Below are 20,590 nucleotides of genomic sequence, written 5' to 3'. Positions count from 1 at the left end.
CGGTTCCCGCCACCACCGGTGCCGGAGGTGGCGGGACGATCATCGTCGCGACGACGCGAGCCACCATTTGAGGACCCGGTCTGGCCGCCGAAGCGTGCTGCGCGAGGCTGATCCTGACGGCGATCTGACCGGTTGCCCTGAGACTCAGCTGCAACGCGTCCACGTCCGCCGCGTCCGCCACGGCCACCCGTTGACGGTGCAGCGGCCCCGCGGCGCTTACGCTGTGCGTTGGCTCCGGTGGAGGTCCCTCCGCCGCGCTGGGCTTCGCGCGAAGCCACTAGCGACGCTCGGGTCCGGGGATCGATCTTTTCGGCGACATCACCGATCAGCTTGCCGACCAGCGGCGAGGTAGCCTTCACATTTTCGAAAGCGACGTCGACGCCGGCGGCTCGCATCAATTTCTGCACCTCGGACTTCTGCTCCGGCATGGTGATCGTGACAACTGTGCCTGACGAGCCGGCGCGGGCGGTACGGCCCGAGCGGTGCAGGTACGCCTTGTGCTCGGTGGGGGGATCGACGTGGACTACCAGTTCGACGTCGTCAACGTGCACGCCACGGGCGGCGACGTCGGTAGCAACCAGCACGCGCACGTCACCGGAGGAGAACTCGGCGAGGTTGCGGTCACGGGCATTCTGCGACAGGTTGCCGTGCAGATCGACGGCCGGGATACCGGCATCGGTCAAAGTCTTGGCCAGCTTGCGGGCATGGTGCTTGGTCCGCATGAAGAGCAGACGGCGACCGCTACCTGAGGCGAGCTGAACTATCAGTTGCTTCTTCTGGGTCTGGTCGCCGACCAGCAGCACGTGGTGCTCCATGGTGGTCACCGACGCCTGGGGATCGTCGACCGAGTGGGTCAACGGGTTGGTCAGGTACCGCTGGACGAGCTTGTCCACGCCATTATCCAGTGTGGCGGAGAACAGCAGGCGCTGGCCTTCTTTGGGTGTGGTGTCCAGGAGCTTCTTCACGACCGGAAGGAAGCCGAGGTCGGCCATGTGGTCGGCCTCGTCCAGGACAGTGATTTCGACGGCGTCCAGAGTGATGAGCTTCTGGCGCATCAGGTCCTCAAGGCGGCCCGGGCAGGCGATGACAATGTCGACGCCGGCGCGCAGTGCCTTTTCCTGGCGGGCCTGGGAGACACCGCCGTAAATGACCGTGGTGTTCAAGCCGAGCACTGTAGCAAGTGGCTCAATGGTGGCGTTGATCTGGGTGGCGAGCTCGCGGGTTGGTGCGAGGACCAACGCCAGGGGGCGACCTGGCTTCCGGCGGTAGGCGGCTTCCTGCTCGGCCAGACGGGCCACCATGGGAAGTGCGAAAGCGAGGGTCTTCCCTGAGCCGGTGCGGCCACGGCCTAGGACGTCGCGGCCGGCCAGGGTATCCGGGAGGGTCTTGACCTGGATGGGGAACGGTTCGGTGATTCCCTGGGCGGTAAGGGTTTGGACCAGCGCCTTGGGCACACCGAGTGCAGCAAAAGTAGTCATGTAAGTACACGAGCTTTCTTCTCATCTTCCCTACGAATCGGTTGACGCGAAGGGTTCGCCGAAGAAAAGTCAGACAGTGTCAACCGCGCTCACGATACTGGGAGCTCAAATGCGGGACAAAAGAATGCGTTCATCGACGCAAGCTGCGTGAATGACCAGCTGGTTTGGATCGTTCCCAATCAAGCTGACACGCAGACGAGTCCCCCAACTCTACCAGCGAATGCTCCCGGGGACCTGCACCGGGGGTGGTTTGGTCGTAAACTGGCCGGTGGAAGTGACTGACCCCACAGCTACCGGTCCTCTAAGCGCTCCCCGGCTTGCCCCACGGGATAGCCCTGGGTCAGGACACGACGTCGTTGATAGTGCTCCGCACCCGGCAAACGCCATGTTCCTGGCACCCGGCCTGCAGAAGGTCATGCGCCCCCGCTGCAGAAACAGTCAGCCGCGCCCGATATAACTGCCGCGGCTGACGGTTTCTGTAGCGCTGGCCGCTTCGGCACGAGGTGCGCTGGCAGTGCTCCTCGCCTAGGGTGGAAACAACTACAAAAGGAGTATTCAATGAAAAAGGTCCTGCTTGTATTGACCAGCGTTTCCGAACTTGGTGACACCGGTGAGAAGACCGGCTACAACGTGGCTGAGGCCGCCCACCCTTGGAAGGTTTTCAAGGATTCGGGACACTTCGTTGACTTCGCGTCCATTAAGGGTGGCCAGCCGCCCCAGGACGAGGTGGATACCTCAGACCCCATCCAGGTGGCATTCACCGAGGACGAAACCACCAAAGCGGGCCTCTACAACACCGCCCGGGTTGACGTGGTTGACCCCTCGCAGTACGACGCCGTGTACCTCGTTGGTGGGCACGGAACCATGTGGGACTTCCCCGACAGCGAAGGCCTGCAGAAGCTGGTGGCCAGCGTGTACAACGCCGGTGGCGTTGTTGGCGCGGTCTGCCACGGTCCTGCCGGCCTGCTGAACGTAGAACTGGAAAACGGACTGCGGCTCGTTGAAGGCAAGCGTGTCGCGGCGTTCACCAACGACGAGGAAGTCGCAGCCGACAAGGACAAGATTGTCCCGTTCTTCCTGGCGGATCGCCTAGAAGAACAGGGCGCAACCCACGTTTCAGCCGGTGTCTTCGAAGAGAAGGTCATCGTGGACGAACGCCTGGTAACCGGCCAGAACCCGGCCTCCGCCGGCGGCGTGGCCAAGGAGATGGAGAAACTCCTTGCAGAGGTCATCCACCAGGAGAAAGCCGAAGAGCAGGACGAATCTCAAGCACTGCGCGCCGAAAAGGATGCCGAGAAGGCAGCAGCTGCAGCCGAAGCCGAGTCGGAGCACTAGGCCCTCGCCGCCGCGGGGTCCGCTCCCCGCAGGACGCGCCCGCAATGGGTGAATTGGCCAGCTTTGACGGGCCAGTTTCAACCACCACTGCGGGCGCGTCTCGCTGGTTTGGATATCCTAAGAACAATGAGCACTCACCCAGCAGGCCTGACTCCCCCGGCCGAACCGCATCTGTCCCAGCCGGTTTCCTTTGTCCGCAGAGGGTCCCGCCTTCAGGGCCGACGCCGCCAGGCGTGGGCCGAGCTCGACGGGTTTGTGGTCGGGGTACCGCGCAGCTCGATGGCAGACACCTCAGTAGACCCCGGGTACCGGTTCGACGCCGCCGCCGAGTTTGGCCGTGACGCTCCGCTTGTCGTCGAGGTTGGTTCGGGTCTCGGAGAGGCCCTCACCCACGCCGCTGAGCTGCAGCCGGACCTTAACTTCCTAGCGCTCGAGGTCTACAAACCGGGCCTGGCCCAGACCCTCCTGCGGATCGAACAGAAGGGTCTCACCAACGTCCGCGTCGCGCAGGCCAACGCCGCCGAGGCCCTTGCCACCATGCTGCCTGAGGGCTCAGTCAGCGAGCTCTGGGTTTTCTTCCCTGACCCGTGGCACAAGACCCGCCACCGGAAACGCCGCCTGGTCAAAAACGACTTCGTCGACCTGGCGGCAAGGGTGCTCGCGCCGGGCGGCCGGTGGCGCCTGGCAACCGACTGGTCCGACTACGCAGTGCAAATGCGCGATGTTCTGGACACGTCGGAGGCTTTCACTAACGCGCACGACGGCGAACGCACCGGCGCGGACAGCCCCCTGACCCAGGTATGGGAGAGCGGCGTGGAACTGGTGGTCGGTGGGGCCCCGGTCCGTAAAGGAAAGGATCCAGTCAGCACCGGGAATACCGGCGTCAACGAGGGAGTCGATGCCCGAGGCGGCTGGGCACCCCGCTTTGACGGCCGGATTCTGACTAGTTTTGAGAACAAGGCCCATGAAGCGGGCCGGATGATCTTCGATCTGACCTTTCGCCGGCTTTAGGCGTACCAGGTTGCCCAGGTACTGGTCTGATACCTGCCCGCAAGACGGCGTGTTTGTGATGACACGCCGTCGCTGCCTGCAGGACCTGGGGAATCATGCACGCGGTGCCCTTCGATGAGCCCGCCCGAGGCGTGGGAGGGCCACCCCAAGGGCAGCCGGGCGTACAACCGGATGCTCTGGGCCCTGTTCTTCGCGGGTGTTGCAACGTTTTCCCAGCTGTACTCGGTGCAGAGCGTACTCACAAGCATCGCCGACGGCTTCTCGATTTCCGCCGCCCAGGCCGCCCTCACCGTCTCAGCGGCAACCATTGGCCTTGCCCTGGCGGTCATCCCCTGGTCCTGGGTCGCCGATCGGCTGGGCCGTAAACGGACCATGACCTGGGCCATCAGTGCCGCCGTCGCCTTCGGGTTGCTCGTGCCTTTGGCTCCCACATTTGAGTTGATGCTGGTGCTTCGATTCGTTGAGGGTGCGGCGCTGGGTGGGATCCCTGCCATTGCCCTCGTATACCTCAACGAGGAGGTACAGCGGCTGCACGCCGCCGTCGCTGCCGGGACCTATGTTGCTGGGACCACTATCGGTGGGCTGTCCGGCCGGCTCGTGGCGGGGCCGGTAACAGACCTGTTCGATTGGCGGGCCGGGGTCCTGGCTGCAAGCCTCATGGCAGCCGTGGCGGCGGTGGCCTTCGTCTGGCTCGCACCGGCACCGCGCGGGTTTGCAGCTGTGGTTCGAGGCGTCGGACCCCAATGGTCGCAGCGAATTGCCCACAACCTGCGCTCCCCCCGGCAGCTGGGCCTCTACTCCCAGGGCTTCCTGTTAATGGGTGGGTTCGTCGCGGTATACAACTATCTCGGATTCCGGCTTGAACTGCCACCGTTCGGCCTCCCGGTGGCCGTGATCAGCCTGCTGTTTCTCGCCTACCTCGCCGGCACCGTGACGTCACGGGTGGCCGGAACCCTTGCCGCACGGTTTGGCCGGCTCAGGGTAATGCTGGTGGGGATCCCGGTAATAGTGATCGGCCTGATCATCACTCTCGCCGATTCCCTGCCTCTGATCATTGTCGGCCTGGTCATTTTCACCGGCGGGTTCTTCACCGTCCACTCAGTCGCTGCCGGGTGGACACCGAGGCTCACCGAGGTAGGCCGTGCCCAGGCGTCCAGCCTTTACAACTTCTTCTACTACGCCGGGTCCAGTCTGATCGGTTGGGTTGGAGGCTTCTTCTTCGGCGGCTTCGGCTGGACCGGGGTTGTCCTCTTTGCTATCGGTCTGGCGCTGATCGCCGGAATTGTCGCTGCATCCACCCTCCGCGACGCGCCCAATCACTAGTCACTTCATCGGATCCAGCCAATGCTTTTATACAAACCAGTTTGCATGGCAAACTGGTTTGTATGTCTTACAAAAAGGATGCAGCAATGACAACTCAAGTACCCGACAGCGATCAGCCCCTCGATCTCCACAGTGCGCTCCGGGTGGTTCAGAGCGCCGAAGACACTGCCCGCCGTGAGCTCCGAGGCAATGAAACACTGCTCTACTTGATGTGGGGTCTCGCATGGCTTTTTGGCTTCGGGACCCTGCACGGAGCCCGCTTCGGCTGGCTTCCACTGGATTACGGGGTGGCTCTCGGCATCTTCGGTTCGATCCTGCTGATCGCAGTCGTGATCACCATTGTGCTGACCGGACGGTATAGCCGCGGACTCCGGGGGCACACCTCATTCATCGGTGGTATGTACGGTGCCGCCTGGGCGCTGGGCTTCCTGGTGATGGGCACACTGAGCGGGATCATCCTGAACGTCGTCGACGATTTCTGGGTGCGCGGCATGCTGATGAATAGCATCGCAATCCTGATAGTAGGCCTCCTGTACATCACCGGCGGAACTACCTTCAACGACAAAACGCAGTCGGTCATGGGTATCTGGTTCCTGGTGGTCAACATGGCGGCGTTACTGAGCGGCTCAGGGCATTACCTCACCGTGTTCTTCATCTTCGGATCGGGCGGATTCCTGGTGGCAGCTCTGGTGGAAGCGCTACGCCGTCGTCAGCAGAGGCAGTTGTCCCATGCCTGATCTCGACCCAATCATCCATGCGGAGTCTCGATTGAGAGCAATCACCACCCTTAACGAGGTCGGCGAGCGGGACCGGATCGCCTTCACGAAGCTCCGCAAGATCCTCAACATGACCGCAGGAAACCTCTCCACTCACCTGCGCAAACTCGAAGACGCCGGCTATGTGGAAGTCACCAAGACCATCGAGGGCCGCACCCCCGCCACCTACGTCGCAATCACTATCAAGGGCAAAGCCGCCTTTGCTGACTACCGAAAGGCCCTGCGGGAGCTCCTCGCTGGACTATCCTGACCCACTGACCGGAGCTGTGATGACCATTCCTGCCACGTCCCCCACCATGCCGGTACTCGCCTCGGCCTCACACGTCGTCAAACGCTTCGGCGGGATGACAGCGTTAGACGGCATCAGTCTGGACATCCGATCCGGCGAGGCAGTAGGTCTACTTGGCCCCAATGGTGCCGGCAAATCGACGCTCATCAGCCTGCTCTGCGGGCTCCGGCGGGTCGACGCCGGCGAGGTTCGCTTGTTCGGGCGAAGCCCACTGGACCCCGCAGCCAGGTTGCGGCTTGGAACAACACCGCAGGCGACATCGGTGCCCCAAACCCTGAGGGTCAGCGAGACAGTCGACTTTGTCGCAGCCCACTATCCGGACCCTGTTCCCACTGCCGATCTCCTGGCTGACTTTGGGCTGGGTGAGATGGCACGTAAGCAGTGCGGCGGCCTCTCAGGAGGCCAGCAGCGTCGCCTCCTCGTTGCGCTTGCTTTGGTCGGCCGCCCAGAAATGGTGATCCTCGATGAGCCCACTACCGGACTCGACGTTGATGCCCGCGACAGCCTGTGGCATCAGCTGCGTGAGTACCAAAGAACCGGGGGAACCCTCCTGATCACCAGTCACTACCTTGAGGAAATCCAGGCCCTCGCTGGCCGAGTGGTAGTGATCGACCAGGGATCAATCATTGCTGACGGCACTGTCGACGACATTCGCGGTCACGTCACTCTCAGCAGGGTCTCCTTCCGAACCGGACTGCCGTCGTCGTCCTTTGAACGCCTGCCGCACACCGTTGGCGTGGAGACGAACGACGACGGCCGTGTCACCATCGTGACCGCCGACGGTGACGCGACGGTGAGGGCACTGGTTCTGGAGAACCTCGATGTGAGGTCACTGGAAGTTCATGCAGCCAGCCTTGAGGAAGCGTTCAGGGCATTGACCCGAAATCATCAGTCAGGCAGCGTCGACGACGGCCCGATCCGCGCCCATAGTCAGGAGCAGCCATGACAGTCGCATCGGGGCCGCGCACATCCGCGCCCACCCAGGTAACCCTGATCAGGGCTCATACGAAGGCCCAGGTCCTGGAACAGCTCCGGATTCCGGTAGCTGTCATTTCGTCCACAATCTTCCCCGCCTTGGCGCTGCTCTTTTTCGTCATCCCGCAGCAGGCCACTGTGCAGGATCCGCTGGCCTCCCTGACGGCGGTGGCGCAACTGGCGCTCTTCGGCGTCATGAGCGCTTTCCTGTTCAATTACGGAATCGGTGTAGCTGAAGACCGAGCCAATCCGTGGAGCAGCTACCTTCGCACGCTACCCGTTGGCGCTTTGCCGTCGACGATAGCCCGTGCGCTGACCGCCATGCTGTTTGCCTTCATAGCCCTGATCCCGGTGCTGATCCTTGGCACGACGCTGACTGCGGCGCCCGAGGCATTCACTGACGGCACGCTCTCCTGGTGGAGGGTTCCCCTCTCGATAGTGGTGTGGTTGCTCTGCGGCTTGCCGTTCCTGTGCCTGGGCCTGTTCATCGGGTATTTGTGCACGTCAAAAGTTGCGATCGCCGTCACGCAGGTGGTCTTCTTCCCGCTTGCCTTCGCCGGAGGAATGCTGCTTCCGCCGTTTCTTTTCCCTGACTGGCTGAACACCTTCTCACTGTTCCTGCCCTCTCGCGCCGCACGCGACATTTCAGTTCAGGTCTTCACCGGTGGCGTGATCGAGCCACTGTCGCTTCTGACCCTTACAGTCTGGACCCTTGGGTTAGGCGCGCTGGCTCTGTGGGCCAACCGGCGGGATGAGGGCCGCCGCTTCAAGTAGTCCCGAACCAGCCGGCTGGATCAGGTCCGTGCCGGCATGGCCGCTAGCTGAACTCCGACGCTGGCAGGTCCTTCTCGCCGTCAGCAATTGCCCGCACAATCCGGGCCGCTACGGCTTCCGGGTCCTTACCCTGGGGTAGCCGCGGCGCTGACCCTGCGATCGCCCGGTTCACCAGCCCCGTTTCCGTATGTGGTGGACGCACATCAACCACCCGGATGCCCTGCCGTCGGACTTCCAGAGTCAAGGCCTTGCCGAACGCGCTGAGCGCCGCCTTGCTCGCTGAATACGCAGCCATGCCAGCGGTTGGGCTCTCGGCCACCACAGCACTGATCTGGACAACTGTTGAATCCCGTCGTAACTGCGGCGAGACCGCCCGGATGAGCCGGATATACGCCAGGACATTGACCAGGAGGAGCTCGTCGAGGGTTTCGTCGTCCAGTTCAGTGACTGGACCAAATGCCACCACTCCGGCCGCGTAGACCAGCCCGTCGATGTCCCCGCAGGCTTGAGCGATTTCGTCGGGGGCACCTGGGTGCGTGAGATCGGCCGAAACGGTCCCGATGACCGAGCTACCGAGCTCAGCCGCAAGACGATCAAGCACGTCCGTAGACCGTCCGGATAAGGTCACCTGTGCGCCAGCACCCACGAGTTGCCGTGCCACGACTGCGCCGAGCACACCCGTGGCGCCGATCACGAGAAAATGGCTGCCACTGATTGTTGTCATATCGCCGAGTCTACCCACCTCGTCGTCACCGCCGCCGCCGCGTGAGGCGATCAGGGACAGAACTAGTCCCCCGGCCGCCGTTTCTTCAATCGTTCCAGTTCCCGGTCAGCCGCCGAACTGGCTTCCAATTCCTCAAAGGCCTCCTCGATCCGCCGCGAGTTGGGGTCGGACCAGGACAGTTCGTCGTGCGCCGCGGCCTGGGCCTGCACCCGTCGCGCTTCCAGCTCAGCCTGCCGCGCCGCCGCTTCGGCGCCCGCTGCTGCCTGTCCTGACCCGGCGAGGGCATCCTGCATGCCTAATTCGGCCTGCGCCGCTCCGTGACGGGCCTTCAACGTCTGGTAACGAAGTCCGTTGTCCTCCACCCGGGTTTCAAGCCGCTGCAGGTTCGAATCGAGTTGCCGGACCTGCACATCCAGCGCATCGCGCTGACGGGTGAGGGTCTCAAGCCTCTTCGCGACGGTTTGGCTCCGCCGCAGGGCTGCACGGGCGCCGTCGTCGTCGCCCGCGTTCACCGCATCGGATGCCTGCCGATCCAATCGGTCGAGCTCGGCGCCCGCTTCCCCAGCTAGTAGCTCAAGGCGATGACGGTTAGCGGCCAGGTCGGCAACGCTGCGGCGGGCTTTGTCCACCAGGTCCAGCTGCTGACGGTGGGCGTCGTCGACCGTCTGAATGGGGTCACTGGACTTTTCCTTGACGGCGGTGCGCTTGGCACGGACGATGCGGGAGATGCGGCGGCCAATTGACATGGTGGTGATTCCTTCAGCCTCTACTGGATCTGATCATGGGTGCCGTAGGACTTGCTCCACGCCTGTAGCACCCCGATCTCGCGGGTAAGGCGCGTGCTCGCCCGCTGAATTTCAGCGCCGCCCGTGGATTGACCCGCGTGCATCAGGGATCGGCGCAGGTCCGCCGACAGCGTGTTGTAGGACTGCACCTGCTCACCAATTCGTCCGGCGAGATCACGTCTGAGCTGTTTGTCCGGTTCCCGTTCGGCCAGTCGCAGCTGGTCCTCGAGCGCCCGTTCGGCCCGAAGGAGGTCCTGCGCTACTGCTGGCAACTCACCGATCGGCCCTCCGCTGCCAGACGCCGCGTCGAGTGCCCGGCGAGTAGCCTGACCGGAGCGCCGGAGATCGAGGCGGAGGCGCGCGATCCGTCGTACGCCGTCGTCGACGGCGTACGAACGAGCGGTAAGAACGCCAGTGGAAAAGCTGCGCTGCACGACGCCGGAGCGGCGGAGGCGCCGGACAATCACCCACGTGGCAAGGGCCATTCCCAGGCCGATCACCAGCAGCGTTGCCCCGCCGATAAGGAGCAGCTGCATGAGCGTTTCACCGAAGTCACCGGAGTCGGAGAACTGTTGAGGCATACCCCCAGTCTGCACTGTAAGCGCGCGGGTTTCCAGCGCCGAGACTCCGGGATTAACCGAAAGCACTCGGCAATCGCTGTTGCCGCACCACCATGGCCTGGCCTCGAGGCCGGGGCGCTGCCCTGACAGCATCAACGCCTCGCCTTCCCTCCCACCTGTTGCACCCGGTCATCCCAGGTGTACCTGTCCAGCGTCGTCCCAGGGCCCCGGCAGGAGGTCACGCGAGACCGCTAGGCCCTCGTGGTCCGCTCTCGCTGCCCGTGTCCTGCAGGCCGCGAAGGAACTCGGTTTTGTGATGAGCTCGACGGCGTCGTCCTTAGCTTCGGACCGTAACCGCAACGTGGGCGTCGTCGTGCCGTCGGTGGCTCGCTGGTATTACTCACAGATCGTGGACAGCGGAGCGGCTTCGCCACTCGAAGACGGGTATGGCCTGACGCTCTACAACCTGAACGAAGATGCCGGGCACCGCGCCCGCGAACTGGCGACTGAGCACCTCATTGACCTCGGCCACCGGCGGATTGCGCACATCGGCGGGCCGCTTCCCGGGGCGGAAACGCCGACGGCGGTCTTCTACGCTTCGGACGAAATGGCGATCGGCACCATCATCGCGGCGCGTGAGCTTGGTTTGCGCGTACCTGAGGACATTTCAGTGATTGGGATCGACGGACACGAGCTCGTGGAGGCGCTGGGGCTGACCACTGTGGCCCGATATCCGCACCAGCAAGGCCAGCGCGCGGTCCAGCGCCTCCTCGAGATTCTGCAGGACCCGGATGCCCATCGCCCCACTCATCGCGATGCGCGGACGGCGCTCATCATCCGGTCGAGGACGGCAGCACCGGCTGTCTAACGTCGGCGCCGCCGTGCGCTCTTGAGGTACGGGTCCTTGACCTACCGCGCCTCGAAGACGGCGACGGTCCGGGCCGGGACGGAGAAGGAACCGTCGGATCCCGCCTCAGCCTGGCGGACGACGTCGTCGCTTCCCCCTGCCTGCGTGGCATGAACCACGTACGCCTGGCCCTCGGCACCGGGTACCTGCTGAAGGGTGGCCTCGTCGGAGGCATTGAAGACCACCACGATGCCCTTGCGTTCCGGATCGACGTCCGGTCCCACCGTGTCGTCGAGGTGCATGACGATCACGCCCGGGGCCTGATCCGGCCCGGCATTCGGGAAGGAAAGCTTCTGCTGCACCAATTCAGCGGTACCCAGGCTGAACAGTGGGCTGCCTTTGCGGATGGTGAGCAGTTCCTGGGCCTGGTTCCGCGCCGCTTCGATGTCGTTTGGTGAGGGCTTGAGAGCGGTATCGGCCAGGAGCGGCTGCATGAGCCCATACTTGTCTTCATTGTCGGGGCGAGGCGGAAGCCCCCGACCGAAGCCGTTGTCAGTCCCCGTGTGGTCGAGGATGTTGAACCAATCGCCGGAGTCGTAGCTGTTGCGGTCGAGGGATTTACTCCTCAGCGCTTCGCCGCCCGCGTGCCAGAAGGAGATGCCCTGGCCCAGCGCCGTCGTGGACAGGGCGAGGGTCTGCATCCGGATCCGGTCAGCCATCGGCGTATCAGTCGGCAGCTTGAAGGCCAGCGCATCGAAGAGGGTTTCGTTGTCGTGCGCCTCGACGTAGGTGATGGCTTCCTGGGGGTCGGCCGTATAGCCGGCTGGTGATCCGTTATAGTCGACGCCGGCCCCTCTCACGTTGTTACCGAAGCGGTCGAGAAAAGCGTAATCCTTCAGGTTGCCGGTGAGCCCTACCCGGATCTGGTCCTGGGACTGCAGCAGCCGGGCACGCTGTTCCTCCTCGGTGCCGTTCGCCTCGACACCGTTCGGATCAGTCAGGAGTCCGGAAGCGAAGCCCTGGATCCTCGGGTCGGCATCGAACGGCCCGCCGCCGCGCACTGCATCCCGGAGGCGGTCGTTGAAGGTACCAATGCCGGTGCCAGCCATATTGGCCTGTGTTGCCTGCTCAAAACGCGAGTTGTTCGCCACCTCTCCAAAGTTCCAGCCCTCGCCGTAGAGGTAGATCGATGCCCCATCCACGCCGTCGCGCTTGAGAGTCAGCTTGTCCAGCGCCGCCCGGACATCGAGGATGTTCTGCTTCGTGTGGTGCCCCATGAGGTCAAACCGGAAGCCGTCGAGCTTATAAGTCCGCGCGAGGGTCACCATCGAATCAATCATGAGCTTGCCCATCATGGTGTGCTCGGTGGCAGTGTTCGGGCAACAGGTCGAGGTCTCGACTGCGCCTGATTCCGGGTTGAGGCGGTGGTAGTAGCCGGGGACAATGCGGTCGAGATTGTTTGTGGACTCCTGCCCTGCGCCGGCGGTGTGGTTGTAGACGACGTCCTGGATGACGCGCAGGCCGGAGGTGTTCAGCGAGGCAACCATGTCCCTGAACTCACGGATGCGCGTGCCGTCCTCCGGATTGGTGGAGTAGGAACCTTCCGGAGTTGTGTAGTGCAGCGGGTCGTAGCCCCAATTGAAGCCATCCCGGGAAGCGACGTCCGAGACGCACTCCTGCTGGCGGTCGCTGTCGGGTGCGAAGGACGCGAGATCACAGTCTGTCTCGGCCTGGAGAGCGCGGTCTTCCTCGATGGTGCCAATATCGTTGACTGGCAGGAGATGCACCGCGTTCAGCCCGCTGCCTGCGAGTTCCGACAGCCGCTTCATGCCGTCGCTGTCCTGCCGCGTAAAGGCGGCATAGGTGCCCCGTTCGACTTCCGGAACCGTTGTGTCACCGATCGAGAAGTCCCTGACATGCAGCTCGTACACCGAAAGTTCCTCCGGTCGCTCGAGCGCTGGCTTCTTCAGCCCGGACCAGCCCGACGGCGCAAGGCTTGGGTCGGCGAGATCCACGAGCAGGGAGCGCTCCGAGTTCGTCGACAGTCCCACGCTGTAGGGGTCGGTCACAAGATTGTGTTCCACGGCTCCGCTCTCTGGCACGAAGACCTCGACGTCGAACTGGTAGTACATGCCCTTCCAGTCCCTCTCGCCGCGAACGCTCCAGGTGCCGTCCTTGCCCTCGCGGAGCATGCGGACGGCTACCGGTTCGCCGTCCGACCCTTCGCTGAAGACCTGCACTGACACGCTCCGCGCGGTAGGTGCCCACAGTGTGAGCTGCGGCTTGTTGCCCTTCCAGTGCGGGCCCAGTTCCCGGCCCTCGGCGTCCGAATACAGGTCATCGAGCACGCCGGGAACCTGCACGCCCGTGGCGGCCAACACGACGCCGTCGGCTGATACCGCGGTCATCAACAGCTGACCTTTCAGCAGGCCACCGGCACGGCGGGCGTCCTTCTTACCGAGTTGGAAGGTCGGAAGCGAAGCGAGGTGTGAGTGCTCCTGCGCCAGAGCCGACGGAAGCTCGTTCCCTGACGGGGCGAGATCAACTGCCGTCCCGCCCACCACGATGCCGTTCTCGACGGCCAGTCCGCCATCGGGGGCAGCGTAAAGCCTGTACCGGGCGTCGTCCGGGAGGTCCTTGGAATCCCATGCGATAGTGTTCTCGGTTAGCCAATGCGCCGCGTTGTCCGCTGCCGGACCCTCCGGCACGTCACTGGAGATGATGTGCGTCCGGTGGTTATAGGTGAAGGTGACCGGGCCGCCGGGCGCCTGCAGCGACAGGTCGGCCCCTCCAGCGTCACCGTTTGCGCCGTAGTTCTCGCTCCACGATTCGTTCAGCGCCGCCTTGTAGGCATAGGTTCCGGCGGGGAGTTCGAAGGTTGCCGCCCAGCTGTCCGGCGAACCTGCCACGGGCTCCAGCCGTGTGGCTGCACACTCGGGCTGCCAATCAGCCGTGCAGCCGAGCTCCGATTGCAGTGAACCGACCAGCGCCACGGAGCTCGGGACATTCGTATGGTCGGCGAGTGCGGGAGTTGGCGCCAGCGCTGCAAGCAGCGGCACGGTCAGCGCGACGGCGGCCAAGCGCACTCGACGCTGAGCGGGCGTCCTGGCGGCAACGCCGGAAGTTTCGAGGGAGATCATAGTGGTCCTTCCACGGCCGTGCGTCGCTGCAGGGCCGAACAGAGCAGGAGTGGATGTCCCAAACCCTACGGATTGGACGCGCCCACGGTCAAGCCTTTTCCGAAACTTTCACGCAACTTTACTGGCCCGGCATCTGGCATGCGTTAGATTGAAGCAATGACACCCCCGAGCCGCAATGAGCGTCCCCGACTGGATGACGTTGCGCGCACCGCCGGTGTCAGTGTTCCCACTGTTTCCCGCGTCCTGAACGGAAAAGGTGGTGCCTCCCAGGAAACACGTCAAGCAGTCCTTGCTGCGATGGATCACCTCGGTTACGAGCGCCCCGCACGCTCCGCAGGGCGTTCGAAGGGCCAAATCGGCGTCGTGGTTCCGGACCTCGTAAACCCTACTTTTCCTGCTTTCGCAGGCGCCATCGCGGCGCTGCTGGCACCCAACGATTACATTCCTGCACTCTGCACACTGCCGGGCGGTGGTATCACGGAGGACGAATATGTGGCGCTCATGCTGGACCAGGGCGTCAGCGGCATCATTTTCGTTTGTGCGGCGCACTCGGATGGCCGGGCAAGCGTGGAGCGCTATCGGCGCCTTCGCGGCCGCGTCCCGTTTGTTCTGGTCAACGGTGCTCGCCCGGAGATCGATGCCCCGTCCATCTCGAACGATGACGCGACAGCCATCCGCACCGCAGTGCGGCATCTGGTGGCACAGGGCCACCAGCGAGTGGGCTTCGCGACAGGGCCTGATCGTTTCATCCCCAGTCGGCGCAAGCTCGAGGGATTCCGGTCCGGTCTGGTGCAGTTCCTCGGTGAAGACGACGCGGATTCCCACATCGCAACGAGCATGTTCACGATTGAGGGCGGGCAAAGCGCTGCGAACGAGCTGATCGACAGTGGTCACACCGGCATTGTCTGCGCCTCAGACATGATGGCGCTTGGTGCCATGCGAGCGGCGCGGACCCGGGGGCTACTGGTACCTGAGGACATCTCGGTTGTCGGCTTCGACGATTCGCCGCTGATGGCGTTCACCGATCCACCGCTGACAACCCTGCGGCAGAATATCCCAGCAATGGCCGAGGCGGCAGTGCACGCACTTGTCACTGAACTCAACGGCGACCGGGCTACCAGGGCTGACATGTTGTTCCAGGCGGATCTCGTGGTGCGGGGCTCCACTGGCGCAGGCCCAGCGCTCACGACGACCGGGAGCTAGCGCGCCGCCGGGCGGCTACTTCACCGTTCGGGGCCGCTTCACCGAAAGCACGCGGCAATCATGGTCGCCACACCACCATGGCCTGGCTTCGAGGCCGGGGGCGCTGCCCGCGCGCGAGGGTGACGACGTCTCCCGCCAGTCCCGCGGCGAATACCCGGCTGGAATCGGGATGGCGACGCCGGGAGGCCAGCTCGTCGGTCAGCTCCTGCACCCGATACTGAAGCGCAGTGACCTGGTTCTCGAGTTGCAGGATGCGGCGGATGCCTTCCAGCGACACGCCTTCCTGGGAGAGCCGTTGCACCTCGCGGAGGGTGGTGACGTCGCGCTGGGAATAGCGCCGCGCACGACCTGGGGCCCTGCTGGGTGTCACCAGCCCCAACCGGTCGTACTGGCGCAAGGTCTGGGGGTGCATGTCCGCCAGTTCGGCGGCGACGGAGATCACATAGATGGGCAGGGTTGCGTCGATTGCCATCGTGACCTCCTTTCGAAGCGGTTTCGGCTTTAGAGTTTCGCTTTGGTGGCAAGACCTGATCGGGGATCAGCGTCGGCGGTCGCGGCAGCAAACGCCTCGACAGCAGCTTCGGCGTCCTTGTTCAGCTTCTGGGGGACGACGACGTCGATGGTCACCAACAGGTCTCCCGTGCCCTTGGCCGTCGAGACCCCTCGGCCCTTGACGCGCAGGGTGCGCCCTGAGGGCGTCCCCGCGGGAACCTTCACCTTCACAGTCTTCCCAGTAAGAGTTGGAACACTGATGTGTGCTCCCAGAGCCGCCTCGGGGAAGGAAATCGGGACGTGGACGCGGATGTTGTCGCCGTCGCGTCCGAAGAACGGATGAGGCTTGACGCTGACGCTGACCATCAGGTCACCGTTGCCAGCTGCGCCAGCCTGGCCCTTGCCGCGGACCCTGATCTTCTGGCCGTCCTTGATGCCGGCGGGAACCCGCACGTCGATGACCTCACCGGATGGTTCACGCAGCCCGATGGTGGTGCCGTTGATGGAACCGGCGAACGAGATGCTGGTGGTCGCTGTCCTGTCGGAGCCCTTGCGGGGGGTGGGCTGGTAACCGCCCGGAAATCCACCGCCACCGCCCTGGCCAAACAGGTCGGCGAACTCCGGTGGGAGGTTTCCGTAGCTTGCACCGCCGGCCCCCGCCCGTGGGCGGCCAGCGCTGGGACGGCCGGGGCCCGGACGGCCAGCGCCTTGACCGAACAGGTTGCCGAAGATGTCCTCGAAACCGGCGCCCCCCGCTCCGCCACTGGTGCCCCCGGCTGTGAAGCGGGCGCCACCGCCCATGGCTCGGATGGCGTCGTACTGCTGCCGATCCTCTGGGTCAGAGAGTACTGAGTAGGCCTCGGAGATGTCCTTGAACATCTTGTCCGACCCGCCCGTGCTCTGGTTCCGATCCGGATGGTGTTTACGTGCAAGCTTGCGGTACGACTTCTTGATGTCGGCGCCGGAAGCATCTTTGGAGACGCCAAGGATCTTATAGAAATCCTTCTCGACCCAATCCTGACTAGCCAATTGGCGTCCCCTTTCGTAATGAATTCAAAGAATAGGTGAGTTTGTCAGAAGCCGGTGCTGGTTTCGAACAGGGCGGCTGTAACATTTTCCGATCGAGCTTGCGGGTTCGGAAAACTTCGTTGCCGCCGGTTCGTAACCAGCACCGGCTTCAAAGACAACTACTCAGGTACTGCGACGATGACCTGGGCCGCCCGAAGGACACGGTCGCCCTTTTTGTAACCAGCCCGGAGTATCTGGCTTACGACGTCGAACCGCACGTCGGCGCTCGGCTGCTGGATCAGGGCTTCGTGGATGTTCGGGTCGAACTCCACCCCCATCTCATCGATCCGGGTCAGGCCGTAGGTCTTCAGCGCGTTCTCCAGTTTCGTGGAGATCGCGGCAAAGGGTCCGTCGGCCAGATCACCGTGCTGGCGGGCCGCGTCGACATCGTCCAGGACGGGCATCAGCGAGTTCAGCACTCCAATAACCGCCATGTCCCGTGCAACATCCCGATCACGCTCGACGCGCTTCCGGTAGTTCACGTACTCGGCCGACAGGCGCTGCAGATCGGTGCGCAGTTCGGCTTCCACAGGTGAGGGCTCGTTCAGCCCTTCCCCGTCAATCCCGTTGAGTATTGCCTCGGCCTGGGCCAGCGCATCGCTGCCGTCGGCGGCCTGCTCTCCGGCGTCGGCTTCCTCGACAGGGTCCTGCACGGAGTCCGGGGTCACAGGCTGATCGGTTGGACCAGCCTGTGAACCGCCGTCATCCTGGTGCTGCCCACGGACCTTACCTGTCTCAGGATCGATCTTCCGATTGTCGTGGAAGCTGACCGGTTCGGACTGGTGCTCTTCTTCATTTCCGTGGTGCGGCATGATTACTTCTTTTCGTTGGAGTCGTCTTCGTCGACTACCTCGGCGTCGACGATGTCCTCGTCATTCGAGGCGGAGTCGGCGTCAGGCGTCGCTCCGTCCTGAGGAGCGTCTGCACCTGGTGCTGCAGCGTCCTGCTGGGCCGCCGCGTAGATCGCCTCGCCGAGCTTGGTCTGTGATGCCTGAAGCTTGTCGAACGCTGCCTTGACCGTGTCAGCCGATCCGGCGTCCTCGGGGTTAGCTTCCAGCGCCTTCTTCAGCTCGTCGACGTCGGCCTGAACCTCGGTCTTGACGTCCTCGGGCAGCTTGCCTGAGTTGTCAGCGATCAGCTTGTCAACCGAGTAGGCCAACTGCTCTGCACCGTTGCGGGTATCAGCCGCTTCACGGCGCTGCTTGTCCTCTGTGGCGTGCTCTTCGGCTTCGCGGACCATCCGATCGATGTCTTCCTTCGACAGGGCAGTGCCGCCGGTGATGGTCATCGACTGCTCGGCGCCGGTGCCCTTGTCCTTGGCTGACACGTGAACGATCCCGTTGGCGTCAAGGTCAAACGTCACCTCAACCTGAGGCACACCGCGGGGAGCCGGAGCAATCCCGGTCAGCTCAAAGGTGCCCAGTGGCTTGTTATCCCGGGTGAACTCGCGCTCGCCCTGGAAGACCTGGATGGCAACCGATGGCTGGTTGTCGTCAGCCGTCGTGAAGGTTTCGCTGCGCTTGGTGGGGATGGCCGTGTTGCGCTCGATCAGCTTGGTCATCATGCCGCCCTTGGTCTCGATCCCGAGGGACAGAGGAGTGACATCGATGAGCAGCACGTCCTTGCGCTCACCCTTCAGCACGCCAGCCTGCAGGGCGGCGCCAACTGCTACTACTTCATCGGGGTTGACGCCCTTATTGGGCTCCTTGCCACCGGCAAGCTGCTTGACCAGTTCGACGACCGCGGGCATCCGGGTTGAGCCACCCACGAGCACGATGTGATCGATGTCGGCAACCTTGATGCCTGCTTCTTCGATGACGTCGTTGAAGGGTTTCTTGGTCCGGTCCAGCAGGTCCTTGGTCAGGTCCTGGAACTTGGCGCGGGACAGGTGCTCGTCCAGGTGGACGGGGCCGTCAGGCGTGACCGACAGGTACTGCAGCGAGATGTTGGTGGAACTGGCAGAGGACAGTTCCTTCTTGGCCTGCTCTGCTGCTTCTTTCAGACGCTGCAGGGCGATCTTGTCCTTGGACAAGTCAACTCCCTTGGCCTTGGCCTGGGACAGGAGATAGTCAACAACGCGCTGATCCCAGTCGTCGCCGCCGAGACGGTTGTCACCGGAGGTGGAGCGTACCTGGATGGTGGAGAAATCATCTTCGTCCTTGCCAACCTCAAGCAGTGACACATCGAATGTTCCGCCGCCCAGGTCGAAGACCAGGATAAGTTCGTCTTCCTTGCCCTTGTCCAGGCCGTATGCCAGTGCAGCGGCGGTTGGCTCGTTGACGATACGCAGGACGTTCAGGCCAGCAATTTCACCGGCCTCCTTGGTTGCCTGACGCTCGGCGTCATTGAAATATGCTGGGACGGTGACGACGGCGTCAGTTACTTTTTCACCCAGGTAGCTCTCGGCGTCGGTCTTCAGCTTCTGAAGGATACGCGCTGAGATTTCCTGTGGGGTGTAGTTCTTATCGTCGATCTTCACATCCCAGTCGGTGCCCATGTGGCGCTTGACAGAAGCGATGGTCCGGTCGATGTTGTTGACGGCCTGGCGCTTGGCGATCTCGCCAACCAGCACCTCACCGCCCTTGGAGAACGCAACGATCGAGGGCGTAGTCCGTGCGCCTTCAGCGTTGGCGATAACGGTGGGCTCGCCACCTTCGAGTACGGAAACCACTGAGTTGGTGGTTCCGAGGTCAATACCTACTGCACGTGACATGCGTATTTCCTTTCAAAAGCCCGTCATGAGGGGAGCGCCCAGCCGCTGGATCCTGCGAAGCATTTCAGCGAGAGCCGGGGCTTGAGCGTTCTTCACTCAACTGTACTCAGGCTGGGATCAGAGTCAAACTGAAGTTGAGTCACGTTGACTCAAGTGCGCTGATTGCCGCACGTCTGGGTCCCGAAATGGCGGGCGTGTGGCGGTGTCGCCGCCGGTTCCGCCGTGAGAGAACGGGGCGGAGAAAGGGCCGCCCCCCGAACGGAGCCGCCGTCTTTAGGGGCGGTCGGACGGCTCCGTCAGGGATGCCGGCTCCAAACACCGGCTTCCAGAGGCGTGGGTGGCGGTCTCGGAACCATCGACTCCTCTTGCATGAGTGTCCACTGCTGGCCTTGTAAAATACCTAGGTCAGTGACTGTCCCGGCGCGGTCCCGTTCGTCCAGCTAACCGCGGGCGCGGCCTGCCCAGCCGATTGCTGCAGCGAACACCGGCAGACTCCTCTCAAGCATGTCCTCGCTGGCAGTCAGCGAGATCCTGAAGAACCCAGGCGTCTCGAACAGCGCGCCAGGCATCACGAACACGCCCTGATCGGCGAGTACTTCGACGAAGGCTTCGTCGTCGGGGTTGGGGGACCGCACAAACAGATAGAACGTACCCTCTGGCCGGCTGAGCCGGTAACCCATGCCCTGGAGGGCTTCGACCATGCGGTCGCGTTTGCGTTGCAATCTGGGAATATCAATGGAGAACTGCTCCAGGCGGGGCAGCGCGTACTGGAGAACGGCGTTGGGATAGATCCACCCCATGGCCAGCTGCAGTGCAGCGATTGCCGAGGAGAGCCCCCTGCGGTCGGGCATGGTCGGCGGCAGCGCCAAATAGCCAATGCGCTCGCCTGGTGCCAGATGGGTCTTTCCATAGGAGTACGCCAGCAAGGTGTGTTGATAGAACTCGACCGGGCTGTGAAAGTCTGCCTCATCGTAGACAATCCGGTTGTAAGGTTCGTCCGAGATTAGATAAATGCGGCGCCCGTGTGTTTCCGAGGCCTCCTCAAGGACCGCCGCCAGCCGCGACAGCACGTCGGGCGGATAGACCCGGCCGGTGGG

The 20,590-nt window shown here is 63.4% G+C and carries 19 protein-coding genes; 9 read left to right on the top strand and 10 right to left on the bottom strand.

Going from position 1 to position 20,590, the window contains the following annotated elements; genetic code table 11:
* On the bottom strand, positions 1-1,478 hold a 1,478-nt coding region (locus Y703_RS20415; protein ID WP_253908087.1), incomplete at its 3' end, for a DEAD/DEAH box helicase.
* 558 nt (positions 1,479-2,036) lie between these two features.
* On the opposite strand from Y703_RS20415, the gene Y703_RS0115935 reads away from it, so the two are divergent.
* From Y703_RS0115935 to Y703_RS0115905, 7 genes are all read left to right on the top strand, one after another.
* Positions 2,037-2,813, top strand: coding sequence for a type 1 glutamine amidotransferase domain-containing protein (locus tag Y703_RS0115935; RefSeq protein WP_026553507.1), 777 nt, complete (start codon positions 2,037-2,039; stop codon positions 2,811-2,813).
* A gap of 126 nt (positions 2,814-2,939) precedes the next feature.
* Positions 2,940-3,824 carry a tRNA (guanosine(46)-N7)-methyltransferase TrmB gene (trmB, locus tag Y703_RS20410; RefSeq protein ID WP_035765583.1) on the top strand — a complete coding sequence of 295 codons (885 nt, stop codon included), beginning with the start codon at positions 2,940-2,942 and terminating at the stop codon, positions 3,822-3,824.
* Positions 3,825-3,938: 114 nt separating this feature from the next.
* Positions 3,939-5,147: an MFS transporter gene (locus Y703_RS0115925; protein WP_035765580.1), complete on the top strand. Its 1,209-nt coding sequence runs from the start codon at positions 3,939-3,941 to the stop codon at positions 5,145-5,147.
* 86 nt (positions 5,148-5,233) lie between these two features.
* Positions 5,234-5,884: a hypothetical protein gene (locus tag Y703_RS0115920; protein WP_026553505.1), complete on the top strand. Its 651-nt coding sequence runs from the start codon at positions 5,234-5,236 to the stop codon at positions 5,882-5,884.
* Positions 5,877-6,173, top strand: coding sequence for a transcriptional regulator (locus tag Y703_RS0115915; protein ID WP_026553504.1), 297 nt, complete (start codon positions 5,877-5,879; stop codon positions 6,171-6,173). Before Y703_RS0115920 ends, Y703_RS0115915 begins: the two co-directional genes overlap by 8 nt.
* 19 nt (positions 6,174-6,192) lie before the next feature.
* The gene (locus tag Y703_RS20405) at positions 6,193-7,158 is read left to right on the top strand and encodes an ABC transporter ATP-binding protein (protein WP_051427671.1); all 966 of its coding nucleotides are present in this window, start codon (positions 6,193-6,195) and stop codon (positions 7,156-7,158) included.
* On the top strand, positions 7,155-7,961 hold the full coding sequence (locus tag Y703_RS0115905; RefSeq protein ID WP_051427670.1) for an ABC transporter permease: 807 nt from the start codon (positions 7,155-7,157) through the stop codon (positions 7,959-7,961). Before Y703_RS20405 ends, Y703_RS0115905 begins: the two co-directional genes overlap by 4 nt.
* Positions 7,962-8,004: 43 nt before the next feature.
* On the opposite strand, the gene Y703_RS0115900 is transcribed toward Y703_RS0115905, so the two are convergent.
* From Y703_RS0115900 to Y703_RS21095, 3 genes are all read right to left on the bottom strand, one after another.
* Positions 8,005-8,685: an SDR family NAD(P)-dependent oxidoreductase gene (locus tag Y703_RS0115900; RefSeq protein ID WP_026553502.1), complete on the bottom strand. Its 681-nt coding sequence runs from the start codon at positions 8,683-8,685 to the stop codon at positions 8,005-8,007.
* Between the two features lie 62 nt (positions 8,686-8,747).
* Positions 8,748-9,431 carry a PspA/IM30 family protein gene (locus tag Y703_RS0115895; protein ID WP_026553501.1) on the bottom strand — a complete coding sequence of 228 codons (684 nt, stop codon included), beginning with the start codon at positions 9,429-9,431 and terminating at the stop codon, positions 8,748-8,750.
* Positions 9,432-9,451: 20 nt separating this feature from the next.
* Positions 9,452-10,051: a hypothetical protein gene (locus Y703_RS21095; RefSeq protein ID WP_026553500.1), complete on the bottom strand. Its 600-nt coding sequence runs from the start codon at positions 10,049-10,051 to the stop codon at positions 9,452-9,454.
* Positions 10,052-10,346: 295 nt separating this feature from the next.
* On the opposite strand from Y703_RS21095, the gene Y703_RS20395 reads away from it, so the two are divergent.
* A complete protein-coding gene (locus Y703_RS20395; RefSeq protein ID WP_051427669.1) occupies positions 10,347-10,898 on the top strand; it encodes a substrate-binding domain-containing protein in 552 nt (183 codons plus the stop codon).
* A gap of 41 nt (positions 10,899-10,939) precedes the next feature.
* On the opposite strand, the gene pulA is transcribed toward Y703_RS20395, so the two are convergent.
* Positions 10,940-14,017, bottom strand: a complete 3,078-nt coding sequence (pulA, locus tag Y703_RS0115880) for a pullulanase-type alpha-1,6-glucosidase (protein ID WP_026553499.1) — start codon at positions 14,015-14,017, stop codon at positions 10,940-10,942.
* Positions 14,018-14,173: 156 nt separating this feature from the next.
* On the opposite strand from pulA, the gene Y703_RS0115875 reads away from it, so the two are divergent.
* The gene (locus Y703_RS0115875) at positions 14,174-15,220 is read left to right on the top strand and encodes a LacI family DNA-binding transcriptional regulator (protein WP_026553498.1); all 1,047 of its coding nucleotides are present in this window, start codon (positions 14,174-14,176) and stop codon (positions 15,218-15,220) included.
* A gap of 58 nt (positions 15,221-15,278) precedes the next feature.
* Here Y703_RS0115875 and Y703_RS0115870 read toward each other — a convergent pair whose 3' ends face one another.
* From Y703_RS0115870 to Y703_RS21775, 5 genes are all read right to left on the bottom strand, one after another.
* Positions 15,279-15,692: a heat shock protein transcriptional repressor HspR gene (locus Y703_RS0115870; RefSeq protein ID WP_026553497.1), complete on the bottom strand. Its 414-nt coding sequence runs from the start codon at positions 15,690-15,692 to the stop codon at positions 15,279-15,281.
* 29 nt (positions 15,693-15,721) lie between these two features.
* Entirely contained in the window at positions 15,722-16,741 is a 1,020-nt protein-coding gene (locus Y703_RS0115865) for a DnaJ C-terminal domain-containing protein (RefSeq protein WP_026553496.1), read from the bottom strand.
* Between the two features lie 158 nt (positions 16,742-16,899).
* On the bottom strand, positions 16,900-17,592 hold the full coding sequence (grpE, locus tag Y703_RS0115860) for a nucleotide exchange factor GrpE (protein ID WP_026553495.1): 693 nt from the start codon (positions 17,590-17,592) through the stop codon (positions 16,900-16,902).
* Positions 17,593-17,594: 2 nt separating this feature from the next.
* Positions 17,595-19,493 (bottom strand): molecular chaperone DnaK, encoded by a 1,899-nt coding sequence (dnaK, locus tag Y703_RS0115855; RefSeq protein WP_026553494.1) that lies wholly within the window; start codon positions 19,491-19,493, stop codon positions 17,595-17,597.
* Positions 19,494-19,933: 440 nt separating this feature from the next.
* The coding region (locus Y703_RS21775; protein ID WP_035765576.1) for an aminotransferase class I/II-fold pyridoxal phosphate-dependent enzyme at positions 19,934-20,590 on the bottom strand (657 nt) is incomplete at its 5' end.

Origin of the sequence: Arthrobacter sp. H20, from assembly GCF_000520515.1 — a bacterium.
Taxonomy (GTDB): domain Bacteria; phylum Actinomycetota; class Actinomycetes; order Actinomycetales; family Micrococcaceae; genus Arthrobacter_D.
Note: the sequence above shows the minus strand (reverse complement) of the source record. Positions and strands in the feature narration are given on the sequence as shown.